Consider the following 15,442-nt stretch of genomic DNA (forward strand, 5'->3'; position numbering starts at 1 on the left):
TATTGCGACCTGGCAGAAGAGGGGGTAGGGCCGGTATCCGCTTGACGGAGTACCGGCTCTTGCCAATCCCTAATCCCCAATCACTCATCCCAGCCGTTAACGAATATTGATGATCGTCTGCGTGACCTGATCCTGGGTCGAGATCATCTGCGAGTTGGCCTGGAAGTTGCGCTGGGCCACGATCATGTTCACCAGCTGCTCGGTCAGGTCCACCGTGGACGATTCCAGCGAGCCGGATTCGATCTGGCCCAGGTCCGAGGTGTCCGGCGCGCCGGTGCGGGCGGCACCGGAGGTGTAGCTTTCGGCCCACATGTTGTTGCCCTGCGACTGCAGGCCCTGCGGGTTGACGAAGGTACTCAGCGCGACCTGGCCCAGCGGCTTGTCGGCGCCGTTGGAGTAGCGCGCGAACACCACGCCGCTGGTATCGATGCTGATCTCGTTGAGCTTGCCGCTGGCATAACCGTCCTGGCGGGTGTCACGCAGCGCGAAGGCTTCGCCGTACTGGGTCGAGCCGCTGACGTTGAGCTGCATGTTCAGCACGCCGGCGCCGGTGCTCGGGGTGAACGGGTCCATCGTGATGATGCCGTTGGCCGGGGTGGTCAACGCGCCGGTATCGGAGAACTGCAGCGTGGTGGGCGCGCCGACCGCGGCACCGTCCACGTAGTTGTGCACCTGCCATTCGTTCGGGTTGGCGGTCTTGACGAAGTAGGAGGTCTGCACATGGCTGACGCCCAGCGAATCGTAGACGTTGATGCCGCCGGTGGAGTGGCTGTAGGTCTTGTCGTCGGCCGGGCTGAACGGGGTCACCGACGGGGCGGTGGCATTGCCGGGCAGGGTGAAGGCCAGGTTGACCGTGGAGGTCGACTTGGGCGGGCTGTCGGTGGTCAGCAGCTGCAGGTCCGACAGGCGGCCGACGTCGAAGCCGTTGCCGCTCGGGTTGGGGGCGAAGACCTGCAGGCGCGCGCCTTGCGGATTGATCACGTAGCCATTGGCATCGGTCTGGAAGTTGCCGGCGCGGGTGTACATCTTGGCGCCGTTGGAGGTCACGGTGAAGAAGCCTTCGCCGGAGACCGCCAGGTCCAGGCTGCGCCCGGTCGGGTCGATATTGCCCTGCGAGAACTGCTGCGCCACATTGCTGACGCGCACGCCCGAACCCACCGCGTTGCGCGACAGGCCGTAGCTGGTGCTCTGGAACATGTCGGCAAACTCGGCACGCGATTCCTTGAAACCGGTCGTGTTGACGTTGGCGATGTTGTTGGAGGTGACGTTCAGATCGGCATTGGCTGCGTTGATGCCGGACAACGAGGTATTGAAAGCCATGGATGAGGTCCTTTAAGTGTCGGTTGCCGGCTCAGCTGACGCGGAGCACGTTGGCGAGCGGGGAAGTGCCTAGCCCGGTCAGGTTGAGATACAGGCCGTCCGAGCCGATCGTGACGCTGTCCACCGGCGCGTCGACATAGGTGGACAACTTGCTTTTGGAACCGGCGGTGTCGGTCTGGGTGGCGGTCACGCCGTACTTGCCGGCGGCCATGCGGTTGCCGTTGGCATCGGTGCCGTCCCAGGCAAACGACACTTCACCGGCGGCGCTGGCCGGCACGCTGAGCTGTTTGACGAAGGCGCCGTTGGCATCGGTGATTTCGAAATTGACGGTGCCGGCCGATGTCGCGGCGACCACGCCTTTGGCCGAATTGGTGGCATCGATGGCGAGCTGTGCGGAGGGCACCAGCACGTTGTGCCCGACCAGCGAGGCGCCCTTGAGCACCTGATCGCTGCTCTGCGCCGCCGAGAAGCTGCTGACCTTGGTATTGAGGTCGCCGATGCCCTGCACGGTGGAGAACTGCGCCAACTGGCCCAGGAACGCGCTGTTTTCCATCGGCTTGAGCGGGTCCTGGTGCTGCAGCTGCTCGGTCATCAACTTGAGGAAGTCGGCCTGGCCGAGCGATTCCTCCTTCTTCTTGGTCGCTGTGGCGCTGCTGGAGGTCAGCCCGAGGCTGGTGTAGAGGTCACTACCGATCGTGCTCATGTGAAAGGGTCCGTAAGGGAAGGGTCAGCTAGGAGGGTCAGCGACCCATGGTCAGGGTGGCGAGTGCCAGTTCCTTGGCGGTGTTGAGCATTTCCACGCCGGCCTGGTAGTTGCGCGAGGCCGAGATCATGTTGACCATCTGCGAGACCGGGTCCACGTCCGGCGAGAACACGTAGCCATCGGCATCGGCCAGCGGATGGCCGGGTTCGTAGCGACGGATCGGCGGCGCGTTGGTGGTGGTGATCTCCTTGACGTTCACCGAAGTCAGGCTGGGGTCCTGGCGACTTTGCTGGGCCTGGAAGATCGGCTCGATCGGCTTGTAGGTCGCCTCGGCCGAGCCAGCGACGGAGTCGGCATTGGCCAGGTTGGAGGCGATGGTGCTCAGGCGGACCGACTGCGCGTGCAGCGCCGAGCCGGCCACATCGAAGATGGGAAGATTGCTCATGACTTATTGGCCGGTGATCGCGGTGAGCATCGAGCGCACCTTGGATTCGAGGAAGCTCAGCGAGGCGCGGTATTCCAGCGCGGCGCGGCCGTAGGCAGCACGTTCGGCATCGGGATCGACGGTATTGCCGTCCAGGCTGGGCTGGTCGGATTCGCGGGTGATCTGGAAGGGGTTGAGCCCGGCACTGCTGCCGATCTCGTAATGCTTGGCATCGGTGGTCTGCAGCAGGGTGCCGTCGCGCACGCCTTCGGCCGATTTGAGCGCCGCCTCGAAATTCAGATCCTTTGCCTTGTAGCCAGGGGTATCCACATTGCTCAGATTGCTGGCAATGAGCTTCATGCGCTGCTCGCGTAGCGGCAGAGCATCGCCGTGGATGCCTAGAAAGGACGAGATGGAATTGGACACGGTGCTCTCCCGCGAAGTGTTACCAGGGAGAAAGCAATGTTTGTGCCAATCGAGGTGGTGCGGGCCGCGGAATGCGGAGAACAATCGGAGCTGCCGACGAACGGCGGCTTGGCCGTTCGGGAGAAGCGGTGAACCTGCGTCCGTTGCGGAGCTGGTTCACGCAGGCGCGCCAGGCCGGAAGGTTCGGCATTAACCGAGGCGCGGTCCGGCAACGTCCGGCGTCAGCGGATGTCACTTTAAAAGCGGGTTGACGCACACCGCCCCGACTTCAATGCTGCCGGGCTCTTGGAAGCCCGGCGCAGCGCCTTGTCGCTGCCATCGGCTCCGACCCGGCAGCCGCCTGGCCTGCTCAGGCCGCTTCGGCGACCACTTTCAGGCGCGCCAGCACGTAGTCGGCCAATTCGTGGGCGCTGTACTTGGCCACGAAGGCATTGGCGCCCACCTGTTCGACCATGGCGTTGTTGAACACGCCCGACAGCGAGGTGTGCAACAGCACGTAGAGGCCTTGCAGGCCCGGCGTGCGCCGGATTTCCGTCGTCAGCGTGTAGCCGTCCATGGCCGGCATTTCGATGTCGGAGATGACCATCGCATAGCGGTCGGCCGGATTCTCGCCTGATGCAGCAACCTGCAAGAGGTGGTCCAGTGCCTGGCGGCCGTCGGACAACAAGGTCGCCGAGACGCCGAGCTGGTCGAGCACGCTGCGGATCTGCTGGCGCGCCACGCGCGAGTCGTCCACCACCAGCACCTGGAACTGCCGGTCGTAGGCGACCAGCTGCAGCGAGGGATCCAGCTGCACGTCCTTGCTGACCTTGGCGATGTCGGCGAGCACGCTTTCCACGTCGATGACCTGGATCAACTCGCCCTGGAAGCGCGTCACCGCCGTCAAATAAGTGGCTTCGGCGCCCAGTTCCGGCGGCGGGTGGATATCTTCCACCGCAATATTGACGATGCGCTCCACGCCGCTGACCAGAAAGCCCTGGACCGAGCGGTTGAATTCGGCCACCACCAGATAGCCGGGGCCGTTTTCCGAGTGCGCGTCGCGTTCCGGGTGGCCGATCGCCAGGCCCAGGTCCAGCACCGGCACCGAGCGCCCGCGCACGTCGGCCACGCCGGCGAACTCGGTCGGCAGGCCGGGCACCTGGAACAGCTCCGGGCGGCGCAGCACCTCCTGCACCTTGAACACGTTGACGCCAAAAAGCTGGCGCCCGCCCAGCCGGAACAGCAGCAGGGCCAGTCGGTTGTGGCCAGCCAGACGCGTGCGCTGGTCGATGCGGTTGAGCAGATCGTGGGTCATGGGGCAGATATCGACAGCGCCCTCGGAAAACTTGAGCGGTTTTAGCCTGGCGTGGGGGCGCTGTCGGGATTGGGGAGTCGGGATTCGGGATTGGCTCAAGCGCCGGGATCTGGTGATTTGGGATTGGGGATTGGCTCAAAGGCGTGAATGAGCGCGTTGGTCAGGCCGTTACTGCTTCTGCAGCCCTGAAGACTTCGGAGACAGTTGGTCGGATAGACGCGCTGGCTCAAAGGGCCTTGGCACCGGCCAAATGAATCACCCGCCAAGCCGCTTTTACAAATCCCCAATCCCAACTCCCCAATCCCGGCAAAAAACAGGCACGCCTCTTGCACTGCCTGTTCCGTCTCCCTCCGGATCTGGTCCCATGCGCCTGCTCCTGCTTGTCATCTTGTTAGCTGCCGCTCCGGCCTGGGCCCAGAGCTATCAGTCCGTCGATTCCATCCGCGCTGCGGCGCTGGCCACCGTTGGCCCGGATGCCGAGGCCGAGGCCACGCTCGATCCGGGCTTGCGCATGCCGGCCTGCCCGATCGCGCTGCAGGCGCAGCCGACCGGCACCAATACGGTGGAAGTGGCCTGCCCGCAGCCGGCCGGCTGGCGCCTGTTCGTGCCGCTGAAGGTGCGCCGCAACCAGGATGTGCTGGTGCTGCGCCGGGGCATCAGTGCTGGAGAAGTCATTTCGCTGGCCGATATCAGTATCGAGAAGCGCGATGCCGCGCGCATCGTCGGTGCGGTGCTGGCCGATCCGGTGGCGGCGGTGGGCAAGACTGCCCGGCGCATCCTGCCGGCCGGCTCGCTGCTGTCGGCCAACGATCTGGTCACCCAGCGGCTGGTCCGGCGCGGCGATACCGTGCCGCTGGTGGCGCGCAATGGCGGGCTGGAGGTGCGCATGAGCGGGCGCGCGCTGTCCGATGCCGGCGAGAACGAGCGGGTTTCGGTGGAAAATTCCTCTTCGCGCCGGGTGGTGCAGGGGATCGTCGAAGCGAGCGGGACCGTTGTGGTGTCCAGATAGAAAATCGCTATAAAGTTTTTTTTTGGCATGCCGTTATCCCCTACGACCTGTAGAGGAGTTCCCGACATGAGCCAGAAAATCGAAGGCAATCTACCGACCGCTGCAACCCTTCGTACCGCGGCCACGAGCAGCAAGATCGCCTCGGCCGGTGAAGATCGCGCGTCCCCGATCGCCGCATTGCCGCCGACCGACAGCGTCAAGCTGACCGGTGAGGCGACCAACCTGCAGAACCTGCAGCGCACGCTGTCGCAGTCCTCGGCGATCGACACCGGTCGCGTCCAGGCAGTGAAGGATGCGTTGCAGAACGGCAGCTACTCCATCAACCCGGATGCCATCGCCAGCCGCATGATGGATCTGAATCAGCAACTGGCGGGCTAATCCCCGACCCAAAGGATGAACGTGAACGAGTTCCTGCAACGTCTCAGCGATGCGCTGGCCGGCGAACGCCAGGCATTACTCGAGAACGACATCGATGGGTTGATGCGCCATACGCAGGACAAGCTGTCGGCACTGCGCGCGCTGGAAGCGGCAATGCCCCAGGGCGAGGAAGAGCGGCTGCGCGAACTGGCCGAAGCCAATCGCGCCAATGGCGCGCTGCTGGCACGCCGGCGCCGCGAGGTGAACTGGGCACTGCGTCATCTGGGCCGCACCGAGAGTGCGCCCTCCTACGACGCCAAGGGCCAATCGAGCGTGCTGCGCGGCGGTCGTTCGTTGGCAGTGGCCTGAAGCACCGCAGCGTGCCCGAGCGCACGCGCAGGCTGGACCAGGTGTTTGCGGCGCAGCTTTGAGCTGCCCGGCGTGCAAGAGCGTGGCCCCGCGCAATACGAGGCCTGGGCGGTTCGGCGTATATTGAAGTGTCCTCTACGCCGCCCTGTCCCGTGACTGCCAAGTTTTTTCTCAATCAAACCCTGTTACCGTCCTCGACCATGCTGCGCGCCTTCGGCGACCAGATGCTCGAGGGCGTGCTGCTGTTCCGCGCCGACGGACAGCTGATCCTGGCCAACGCCATCGCCCGCCAGAGCCTGTGCAAGGAAGATCCTGCCGACGACCGCAATCTCGGCGAACGGATCTCGCAGGTGCTGCCGTCGGATGCGTTGAATCAGGCGCGCAGCAAGGGCAGCTGGACCGGCAGCCTGCCGGTGGCCGATCGCGTGGTCATCGCGCATCTGTACTACAACGAGGAGCAGGGCGTCGGGCACTTCCTGGCGCTGTTCCACAACATCGAAGGCCAGCAGGACTACGAGCGCGAGCTGCAGCAGCGCCATGCCGAACTGCGGCAGGCCTATCTGCGTTTGAACGGCGCGCAGGACAAGCTGCTGCAGTCGGAGAAGATGGCCTCCATCGGCCAGCTGGCCGCCGGCGTGGCGCATGAAATCAACAATCCGATCGGTTACGTGCACTCCAATCTTGGCAGCCTGCAGGAATACCTGCGCAGCCTGTTCACGCTGATCGAAGCCTATGAGCGCGCACTGCAGGCGCCGGATCCGAAGGCGCTGATTCCGGAGATCGACGAGATCCGCAACCGTGCCGACATCGACTTCATCAGCCGCGACCTGCCGCAGTTGATGGCCGAATCGCGCGAAGGCATCGAGCGGGTCACCCGCATCGTGCGCGACCTCAAGGACTTCTCGTACTCGGACCGTTCCGAGTCGTGGAAGATGGTCGACCTGCATGCCGGTCTCGAATCCACGATCAACATCATCTGGAACGAGCTCAAGTACAAGGTCACGCTGGAGCGCAATTACGCCGAGCTGCCGTTGGTGGAATGCCTGCCGTCCGAGCTCAACCAGGTCTATATGAACATGCTGCTCAACGCCGGCCAGGCGATTGTCGAGCGCGGCACGATCACCGTCACCACCGGCCGTGACGAGACCGAGAATGTCTGGATCCAGTTCCAGGACAGCGGCGCGGGCATCGCCCCGGACCTGCTGCAACGCATCTTCGACCCGTTCTTCACCACCAAGCCGGTCGGCAGCGGCACCGGCCTGGGCCTGTCGATCTCCTACGGCATCATCAACAAGCACCACGGCCGCATCGACGTCGAAAGCGTCCCGGGCCAGGGCGCCAGTTTCCGGATCGTGCTACCGGTGCGGCAGCCGCGGTAGCGCTTCGCGCTGGGATTGGGGAGTCGGGATTAGGGATTGGCAAGAGCGGTTTTGCCGCGCTCTTGCCGTCTGCCTTGCTCAGCGAATCTCCGATTGCGGCTCAGGAATATCGCTGTTGGCTTTTGCTTTTACCAATCCCCAATCCCTACTCCCGGCCGTTACGCAGCTCATCATGCGTGCGAAATGCCTGACGAATGTGCTCGCGCAGCTCGTCGTCGTTCCAGGGCTTGGTCAGGAAGCGGTAGATCGCGCCGCGGTTGATCGCTTCGGTGACCGTGGCCAGGTCGGTGTAGCCGGACAGCACCAGGCGCACGGTGTCGGGGTAGAGCATCTTGACCCGGCCCAGGAACTCGGTGCCGCTCATGTCGCTCATGCGCTGGTCCGACAGGATCACCTGCACGTCGTTGGTGGCGAGCAGGTCGAAGGCGTCGCGCACGTTGCCCGCGGCCAGGATGCGGTAGCCATCGCGGCGGAACAGGCGCACCAGCGAGCGCAGCACGTTTTCTTCGTCGTCCAGCAGCAGCAGCGTGCGGTCGGGGCGGCTTTCGGCGAACGATTCCGGGCGCAGGTAGCGGCGGCGTAGCGCCATGCCGGCCGACTCGGCCGACATTGGTTCGCCGAACAGGTAGCCCTGGAAGATGTCGCAATCGTTGCGCCGCAAAAAGCCCAGTTGCGCTTGCGACTCCACGCCGTTGGCGATCACCGTCATGCCGAGCTGGTGGCCCATCGCGATGATCGCGCGCGCAATCGCCGCCTCGCGGCTGCCGGCCGGCGCGCTCTTGATGAAGCTGCGATCGATCTTCAGCCGGTCCACCGGATAGCGCACCAGCGCGCTCAGGCTGGAATCGCCGGTACCGAAGTTGTCCAGGCTCAGGCTGATGCCTTCGTTGCGCAGGTTGGCCATCGTCTCGTGGACGAAGTTGACGTTGTTGGTCAACGCGCTTTCGTTGATCTCCAGCGTGACGAACTGCGCCGGCACGCCGGCGGTCTGCAGCATCGCCATCACTTCGTTGAAGAAGCCCGGGCGCAACAGCTGCAGCGTGGAGACGTTGACCGCGATGCTGAAATCGTCGAAGCCCTGGTCGCGCCACAGCCGCGCCTGGCGCACCGCGTTCTGCAGCACCCATTCGCCGATCTGCACGATCACCCCCAGGCGCTCGGCGGTACGCATGAAGCGCTCCGGCACCAGCATGCCCAGCGTGGGCGACTGCCAGCGCAGCAGCGCTTCCATGCCGACGATGCGGCCGTCGCGTGCGCTCACCAGCGGCTGGTAGCGCAGCCGCAGTTCGCCATGCGGGATCGCATCGACGATCTGCCGCGCAATGATGCTTTCGCTATGTGCATTGGTGGTCGAGTTGCGCGTGTACAGCCGCACCGTATTGCCGCCTTCGCGTGCGGCCTGGTAGCTGGCTTCTTCGGCGTAGTCGAGCAGGATCGACAGCGAGGTCGAGTGTTCCGGGCACAGGCTGATGCCGACCTTGCCGGTCATGAACAAGGTGTACGGCAGCACCGACAGCGGCAGTTCCAGCTGCTGGCGGATCTCTTCGGCAAAATCCTCCGGCAGCGGGGTGTCTTCGCGACGCACCGCCACCACCACCATTTCATCGCTGCCATGACGCCACAACTTGCCGCGCGTGCCGAGAAAATCCTGCAGCCGGCGCGCCACCAGCGTCAGCGCCTGATCACCGACTTCGGCACTCATGTTCTCGTTGATCGAGGCGAAGTGATCGATATCGATGTGGAACACCATCAACGGCGGGCCGCCGGATGCGGCAGCGTCCACCAGATGCAGCAGTTCGGGATTGCCCGCGCCCAGGCGGGTGGGTTTGACGATTTCCAGTCCGGGCGGGATTACGGGGCTCCACATGACTTAACGTCCACCATCGTCGTGGACGGACTCGCCGACCGGGTGATAGGGCAGGCGCAACGTCACGCGCGTGCCTGCTCCGGGTGCTGATTCTATCGCGAGCGCACCGCCGACGGTTTGCGCACGCTCACGCATCACGATCAGCCCGAGCCCACGCGGGCCTTCCGGCTCGAAGCCATCGCCGTCGTCGCTGACTTCCAGGCGGAAGCTCTCGCTGTCGATCGAGTACAGCCGCATGTGCACTTCGCCGGCGCAGGCGTGGCGCAACGCATTGGTCAGGCTTTCCTGCGCAATCCGGAAGCACGCCTGCTCGATCTCGTTGCCCGGGCGCACGTCCAGTGCCTGGATATCCAGCTCCAGCCGCACCGGCGATGCACGAAACAGCATCGAGGCCTGCCAGCGCAGGGCCGCTTCCAGGCCCAGCGCATCCAGCTGCGGTGGACGCAACAGCATCGACAGGTTACGCAGCTTGGTCACGGTGCTGTCGGCCAGCGACACCACTTCCAGCAGGTCTTCGCGGCGCGCGTCAGGATCCGGCTCGTCCAGCGCCGCATGCGCGGACAGCTTCATCGCGGTGATCGCCTGGCCGATGTCGTCGTGCAGATCGCGCGAGATCGCGCGGCGTTCGTCCTCCTGCAGCGAGAACAGGCGCTTGGCCATCGCCTGCAACTCGGCATTGCTCTCGGCCAGCGCATCGCGCATGCGCTCGGGTTCGCTCAGGTCGCGTACCACCAGCAATTTGCAGCTGCGTCCGCCATAGCGGATATCGCCGGCCGACAGGCCGGCATAGAAGGTGCTGCCATCGCGACGGCGCATCGCCCGTGCGCTGGACACCGGCTCGTTGCGATCGCTGCCCGCGCGCAGGTACTCGCGCACCACCGGCAGGTCGCTGTCGCCGACCAGCGTCTGCAGCGGCTCGCCCAGGATGGTTTCGCCCTGGAAACCGAACTGCACAGAACCGGCGGCATTGGCATACATCACGTGCTCATCGGCCAGGATCAGCACGCCATCGGGCAGCACCCTGACCAGCTCGCGGAACTGCTCCTCGCGCTCGCGCAGCAAGCGGCGCGACTGCTCGCGCTCGCTGACGTCCTGCAGCGTGCCATGGATATGCCGGGCGCCGTTCGGGTTGGTGACGCTTTCGGCGCGCAGATGCACGGTGCGCGGCTGCGAATCGCCGCCGGTCAGCGGCAGCAGCACATCGATCTGCACGTCGCCACCGGTGCACATGTCCTCGATCATGCGTTCGATCCGCGCCTGGGTGGCGGTGTCCGAGGCGGTCAGCAGTTCTTCCAGCCGATGCTCGCGCCGATGCATCGGCACGCTGCGGCCGAGCAGGCGGTACACCGCCGGCGAATAGCGCCCCAGTCCGGTTGCGCGATCCAGCTGCCAGGAACCCAGCCGCGCGATACTCTGCGCTTCTTCCAGCCGCTGCAGCGCCTCGTCGCGCAGATGCTGTGCCTGGCGTTCCTCGCTGCGGTCCACGGTGACCACCAGACGGGCAGGGCCGCTGGCCAGATGCAACTGGTTGCTGCGGATCTCGACATGGCGCGGGCCGCTGCGGGTCAGCAGATCCTCGTGCAGGGTGCAGGTGGCGTCGCCCTTGGCGCGGATCTGGGCGATGATTTCCTCCAGGCGCGCGCCGTCGGCGTTGGGCCAGATCGCCTGCAGCGTCTGCTGCAGGAATTCGTCGCGCTCCCAGCCGAAGAATTCCAGCGCTGCCGGGTTGGCATCCAGGATGCGCAGCGTGGCCAGGTCGTAGATCAGCGCCGGGCTGGGCAGGGCCAGGAACTTGGCCTGCAGCACCGCCTCCGATTGCGCCAGTTGCGCGTGCTCTTCCACGATCAGCGCCACGAAACGGCGCAGCACCAGGTGGATCACCACGCTCGACACCAGCAGGAAGCTGGCGTCCGACCAGCGCTCCGGCATGGCGGCGCCGGCCAGGTGCAGCAGCCGGTTGCCCAGCAGCAGCCAGATCACCCCGACCAGCAAATACAGCCCGGTCAGGGTCCACAGACCTTGTTGCAGGCGCTCGGCGAGGCGAAGACGGGACACGGGAGCGGACGAAAACGCGGGCGCGGCGACAGGATGAGGCATGGGTCCGCGGACGACCTTTGGTGCTGGCGATGCAACCATCTTAGCCGCAACTCGTCCCGGTTCGGTCGAGCCCGAAACACGCGCCTCAACTAATTGGGGAAACGGCCGTTATCCATTGCGACTCCGAAGGCCGGGGTCGATTCTTCGGAGTGTTCCAGAGTGGACTCAGGCGTCATTGCAAGCATGCTGCAGCACCCGCTGACCTCGGCGGTGGTGTTGTTGGATGCGCATGGTCAGCCTCTGGCGGCCAACCGCGTTGCGCAATCGTTGGGATTGCCGGCCACCCTTGGCGCCTATGCCGAAGTCCTGGAAAGCAGTCGGGCCCAGGTGGCCAACAGCGGCGGCATGACCGCCTGCGTGCTGCCGGGTACCGGTGGCGGGCGTCTGGAGGGCTGGCTGCGCGCGGTCAGCGACGAACACGGCCAGGTCATGGCCTTCACCCTGAGCATTCCCGAGCCGATGGGCGCCGACGGTACCAGCCGCTGGGAAATTGGCCTGGACAGCGCCGATCACGGACTGTGGGACTGGGACATTCCAGCCGATGTGGTCTACCGCTCCGAGCGCTGGACCCGCATGCTCGGATATTCCGAACAGCCGCTGCCGAACAATCTCACCGCGTTGTCCGGGCTGATCCATCCCGACGACCACGCGCTGGTCAGTGCGGCCGTGCAGGCGCACCTGGACGGCCGCACCGATACCTATACCGCCGAATTCCGCCTGCGTCAGCACGACGGCCAGTGGCGCTGGATCCTGGATCGCGGCCGCGTGGTGTCGCGAACCGCCGACGGCCGCCCGTTGCGCATGGTCGGCACGCATACCGATGTGCACCACCACAAGTTGCTCGAGCAGCAGCTGCGCGAGCAGCAGGCCCAGCTCGAAGAGGCCCAGCGCATCGCCAGCATGGGCAGCTGGAGCTGGGACACGCTCAAGGACACGCTGTGGGTGTCGCCGGATTTCCTGCAACAGCTCGGCATGACCCAGCAGCGCCTGCAGGGCATTCGCGACATCCTGCGCCTGCTGGGCCGGCCGTCGGTCGCGCATCTGCGCAGTGCCTGGCGCAAGATCAAGCACGAAGGCCTGCCGGTGCATTTCGAGCTGGAGATCAACGGGCTTGCCGGCGTCAATCCGCATCACCTGCGGGTCTGGGCACAGCCGGTGTTCGACGGCAATGGCGGCATGGTGCGTCTGCTCGGCCAACTGCAGAACGTCACCGAGCAGCGCCAGACCGATGCATTGATTCGCTGGCGCACCGAGCTGCTCAACCGCGTGTCTGCGCTGGGCAAGATCGGCGGCTGCGAGATCGAGGTCGACACCCGGCGCATGCAGTGGACCGAGGAGTGCTACCGCATCCATGGCCTGCGCAAGGAAAACATCACCCTGGAGCAGGCGCTGTCGCTGTACACGCAGGATTCGCGCGACGCCTTCGAGGCGGCGCTGCTGCGTATCTCCGACGGCGGCCTGCCCGAACAGCTGGAGCTGTGTTTCTACCGCAACTCCGGCCAGCGGATCTGGGTACAGGTGCTGATCGAGCTGGATCGTCGCGAAGGCCTGCCGCCGCGGTTCGTCGCCTTGTTCCGCGACGTCACCCGCGAACGCGAAGCCAACGAGCGCATCGAGCTGCTGGCCCACTACGATCGCCTGACCGGTCTGCCGAACCGCTTCCTGCTGCGCGAGCAGGCAGAGAACGCGATCCGCGAAGCGCACGAGCGCGGCCAGGTACTGGCGATGCTGCTGATCGATCTGGATGGCTTCAAGAGCATCAACGATTCCTTCGGTCACGCCACCGGCGACAATCTGCTCAAGCTGGCCTCCGCACGCCTGCACCAGCATCTGCGCAACAGCGACCTGTTCGGCCGCTTCAGCGACGACGAATTCATCGTGCTGCTGCGCGATCTCTCCGAACCGGAAGACGCCGGCCACGTGGCGCGCAAGCTGATCAGCGCGCTGGGCGAACCGCTGCGCAAGGATCACGTCACCCTCAAGCTGGGCGCGAGTATTGGCATCGCGCTGCAGGGCGAGGGCCTCTCGGATTTCGACAGCCTGCTGCGCGCAGCCGATGCGGCGATGTATGCAGCCAAGGAATCGGGCCGCAACACCTTCCATTACTACAGCCAGGACGTGCTGATGCGTGCCCAGCGCCGCCTGGAGCTGGAACACGCGCTGCAAGGTGCGCTGGAACGCGAAGAATTCACCCTGGTCTATCAGCCGCTGGTCAATACGGTGGGCGAATCCTCGCCGGCGATCGAAGCGCTGATGCGCTGGAATCGTCCCGGCCATGGCCAGTGCAGCCCGGTCGAGTTCATTCCGATTGCCGAGGAGTGTGGCGAGATCGTGCGCCTGGGCGAATGGGTGATCGGCGAGGCCTGCCGTCAGGCCGTGGTCTGGGACCGCGCCGGGCTCAATTTCAGCCGCATCGCGGTCAACGTCTCTGCGGTGCAGTTGCGCGAGCGCGGCTTTGCCGAGCGCGTACTGGAAATCTGCCGTGACAACGGCTGGTCGCCATCGCGCCTGGAACTGGAATTGACCGAATCGGCCTTGATCCGCGATTCCGACTCGCTGCGCCGCTGCTTCGAGCTGTTCGAACAGAATGGTGTGCTGTTGGCGGTGGACGACTTCGGCACCGGTTTCTCCAACCTGCATTACCTCAACCGCTTCCCGGTGCAGCGTCTGAAGATCGACCGCAGCTTCGTGCAAGGCATGCTCGACGACGCCAACACCGCCGAAGTGACCCAGGCCATCGTGCATCTGGGCCACGCGCTGGGCATGCAGGTAGTCGCCGAAGGCGTGGAAACGGTGCAGGAAGACGCATTGCTGCGCCAGCAGGGCTGCGACGAAATCCAGGGCTACTTCTACTCGCGGCCGCTGTCGCCGCGCGACATGGCGCAGTGGCTGCGTGAAGCCGAAGCCGGCATGCGCCTAGGCGCACGCCTGGTCCTCGCCAACTGACGCAAGCTGTCACAGCGCCAGGCGTCGCCCGCCGCCTATTGAAATGCGCCGCTCGAAAGCTCAGCGAGTCGAGGGCGCGATGCCCTCGCCACTTGCGGGACACGCCGTGAATCCATCCCTGGAGGCTCCTCGGGTTCCAGCAACCGGCAGGAGCACCGCACCAGAGAGTTGGTCGGTGGCCAGACAAAAACACACATATTGCAAGGCCTTGAGACTTTGAGAAGTCCATAGCCTGCCTGTCGAAAGCCTGCCTGTTATTCGGCTTGCGTGAGGAAGATTTTCGGACGCAAGGTGATCCGAACAATGCACCTCATGCTCTGCTTGCAACCACGCACACCGACTATCTCGACAGGTCCTTGCCCGCCTACCGTCGCGGGACCTTACGCGGCATGGATGCCGCGTAAGAGCCTACAAGGACGTACTTGCGGCGTGTCCCGCGATGGTGGGCGGACAAGGGCCCTGCAGCCACCTGCAAGCTGGGTGCTCTACACCTGATCCATCACCCGCCAGACGACCGAAAAGGTACACGCCGCGATTCTGAGCAGAAGTAGCGTCGTGCCGGCGCAGCCCGCTCATCATCGCGGGACCTTGTGCGGCATGGATGCCGCAGTAGAGCATCGAGGGACGGATTCACGGCGTGTCCCGCAACGGTGGGCAGGCAAGGGCCCTGCTGCCAAGCTACAGAGCTAGGCGCTCTACACCCGACATGGTGTCGTGGAAGTCGTCGAGCAGACGGGCAGGGGAGACCTCACCCTGGTGCTGCAATCGCACGGCATTGCCTGTTCGGCGCCACGCCGGGTGGCATGGCCTGATGCACAAGCGCCAAGGGTCGGGCAGTGGATACAGCCAGCGGGGCGCCTGCCGAGGCACGCCCCGCTGTCGCACAGAAACGTCAGCGTCCGGATACGTCCACAGCGGCGCCATCCAGGCCCAGATCCCAGGCCACGGTCGCGAACAGCAGTTCTTCTTCGCTGCAGCTGCGGCGCGGGTGCTGCATTGCCTGCACTTCCGCACGCGCGGCACGCTCCAGCCGTTCCAGCGCGGCCGGCATGCGTACGCTGCGCAGCGCGGGCCGGGCAGCGTCGCTTTGCGCAATGCGCTGGGCGTGTGCAGCCGCCAGCGCGGCTGATTCCAGCACGGCCGTGGGTGCATCGGTGGGCGGGGCGAGGAGCGTCATCAGCGGAATACCAGGTTGTTGCGGAACGACAAATCCCCGGAAGGCCGGGGAATGTCGGAAATCAGACAGTGCGT

Annotated in this window: 13 protein-coding genes; 5 read left to right on the forward strand and 8 right to left on the reverse strand. The window is 65.1% G+C overall.

The window, feature by feature from the left end:
* Window positions 1–96 precede the first annotated feature (96 nt).
* The 5 genes from flgE to AC1PLS_RS10260 form a co-directional block, all read right to left on the reverse strand.
* Window positions 97–1,320 (reverse strand): flagellar hook protein FlgE, encoded by a 1,224-nt coding sequence (gene flgE / locus AC1PLS_RS10240; protein ID WP_016901724.1) that lies wholly within the window; start codon window positions 1,318–1,320, stop codon window positions 97–99.
* A gap of 31 nt (window positions 1,321–1,351) precedes the next feature.
* The gene (locus AC1PLS_RS10245; protein WP_016901725.1) at window positions 1,352–2,023 is read right to left on the reverse strand and encodes a flagellar hook assembly protein FlgD; all 672 of its coding nucleotides are present in this window, start codon (window positions 2,021–2,023) and stop codon (window positions 1,352–1,354) included.
* Window positions 2,024–2,060: 37 nt separating this feature from the next.
* Window positions 2,061–2,468, reverse strand: a complete 408-nt coding sequence (gene flgC, locus AC1PLS_RS10250; RefSeq protein ID WP_005914451.1) for a flagellar basal body rod protein FlgC — start codon at window positions 2,466–2,468, stop codon at window positions 2,061–2,063.
* A gap of 3 nt (window positions 2,469–2,471) precedes the next feature.
* A complete protein-coding gene (gene flgB, locus AC1PLS_RS10255; protein WP_024939612.1) occupies window positions 2,472–2,873 on the reverse strand; it encodes a flagellar basal body rod protein FlgB in 402 nt (133 codons plus the stop codon).
* 349 nt (window positions 2,874–3,222) lie between these two features.
* Window positions 3,223–4,167 carry a chemotaxis protein CheV gene (locus tag AC1PLS_RS10260; protein ID WP_016901727.1) on the reverse strand — a complete coding sequence of 315 codons (945 nt, stop codon included), beginning with the start codon at window positions 4,165–4,167 and terminating at the stop codon, window positions 3,223–3,225.
* A gap of 364 nt (window positions 4,168–4,531) precedes the next feature.
* Here AC1PLS_RS10260 and flgA point away from each other — a divergent pair, with 364 nt between their 5' ends.
* From flgA to AC1PLS_RS10280, 4 genes are all read left to right on the forward strand, one after another.
* Window positions 4,532–5,176 (forward strand): flagellar basal body P-ring formation chaperone FlgA, encoded by a 645-nt coding sequence (flgA, locus tag AC1PLS_RS10265; RefSeq protein ID WP_039521510.1) that lies wholly within the window; start codon window positions 4,532–4,534, stop codon window positions 5,174–5,176.
* Window positions 5,177–5,242: 66 nt separating this feature from the next.
* Entirely contained in the window at window positions 5,243–5,554 is a 312-nt protein-coding gene (flgM, locus tag AC1PLS_RS10270; protein ID WP_016901729.1) for a flagellar biosynthesis anti-sigma factor FlgM, read from the forward strand.
* 15 nt (window positions 5,555–5,569) lie between these two features.
* Window positions 5,570–5,902, forward strand: coding sequence for a hypothetical protein (locus tag AC1PLS_RS10275; RefSeq protein ID WP_024939614.1), 333 nt, complete (start codon window positions 5,570–5,572; stop codon window positions 5,900–5,902).
* A 152-nt stretch (window positions 5,903–6,054) separates the two neighbouring features.
* Complete coding sequence (locus tag AC1PLS_RS10280) at window positions 6,055–7,281, forward strand: ATP-binding protein (RefSeq protein WP_039527359.1); 1,227 nt, start codon at window positions 6,055–6,057, stop codon at window positions 7,279–7,281.
* Window positions 7,282–7,426: 145 nt separating this feature from the next.
* On the opposite strand, the gene AC1PLS_RS10285 is transcribed toward AC1PLS_RS10280, so the two are convergent.
* Window positions 7,427–9,148 (reverse strand): EAL domain-containing protein, encoded by a 1,722-nt coding sequence (locus tag AC1PLS_RS10285; protein ID WP_016901733.1) that lies wholly within the window; start codon window positions 9,146–9,148, stop codon window positions 7,427–7,429.
* A 3-nt stretch (window positions 9,149–9,151) separates the two neighbouring features.
* Window positions 9,152–11,284 carry a sensor histidine kinase gene (locus AC1PLS_RS10290; protein ID WP_081008513.1) on the reverse strand — a complete coding sequence of 711 codons (2,133 nt, stop codon included), beginning with the start codon at window positions 11,282–11,284 and terminating at the stop codon, window positions 9,152–9,154.
* A gap of 120 nt (window positions 11,285–11,404) precedes the next feature.
* Between AC1PLS_RS10290 and AC1PLS_RS10295 the strand changes: the two genes are divergently transcribed.
* Entirely contained in the window at window positions 11,405–14,191 is a 2,787-nt protein-coding gene (locus tag AC1PLS_RS10295; RefSeq protein WP_179465880.1) for a sensor domain-containing protein, read from the forward strand.
* Between the two features lie 892 nt (window positions 14,192–15,083).
* Here AC1PLS_RS10295 and AC1PLS_RS10300 read toward each other — a convergent pair.
* Complete coding sequence (locus AC1PLS_RS10300; protein WP_047128680.1) at window positions 15,084–15,368, reverse strand: hypothetical protein; 285 nt, start codon at window positions 15,366–15,368, stop codon at window positions 15,084–15,086.
* Between the last annotated feature and the right edge of the window lie 74 nt (window positions 15,369–15,442).

This window comes from Xanthomonas sp. NCPPB 3218 (assembly GCF_056725185.1).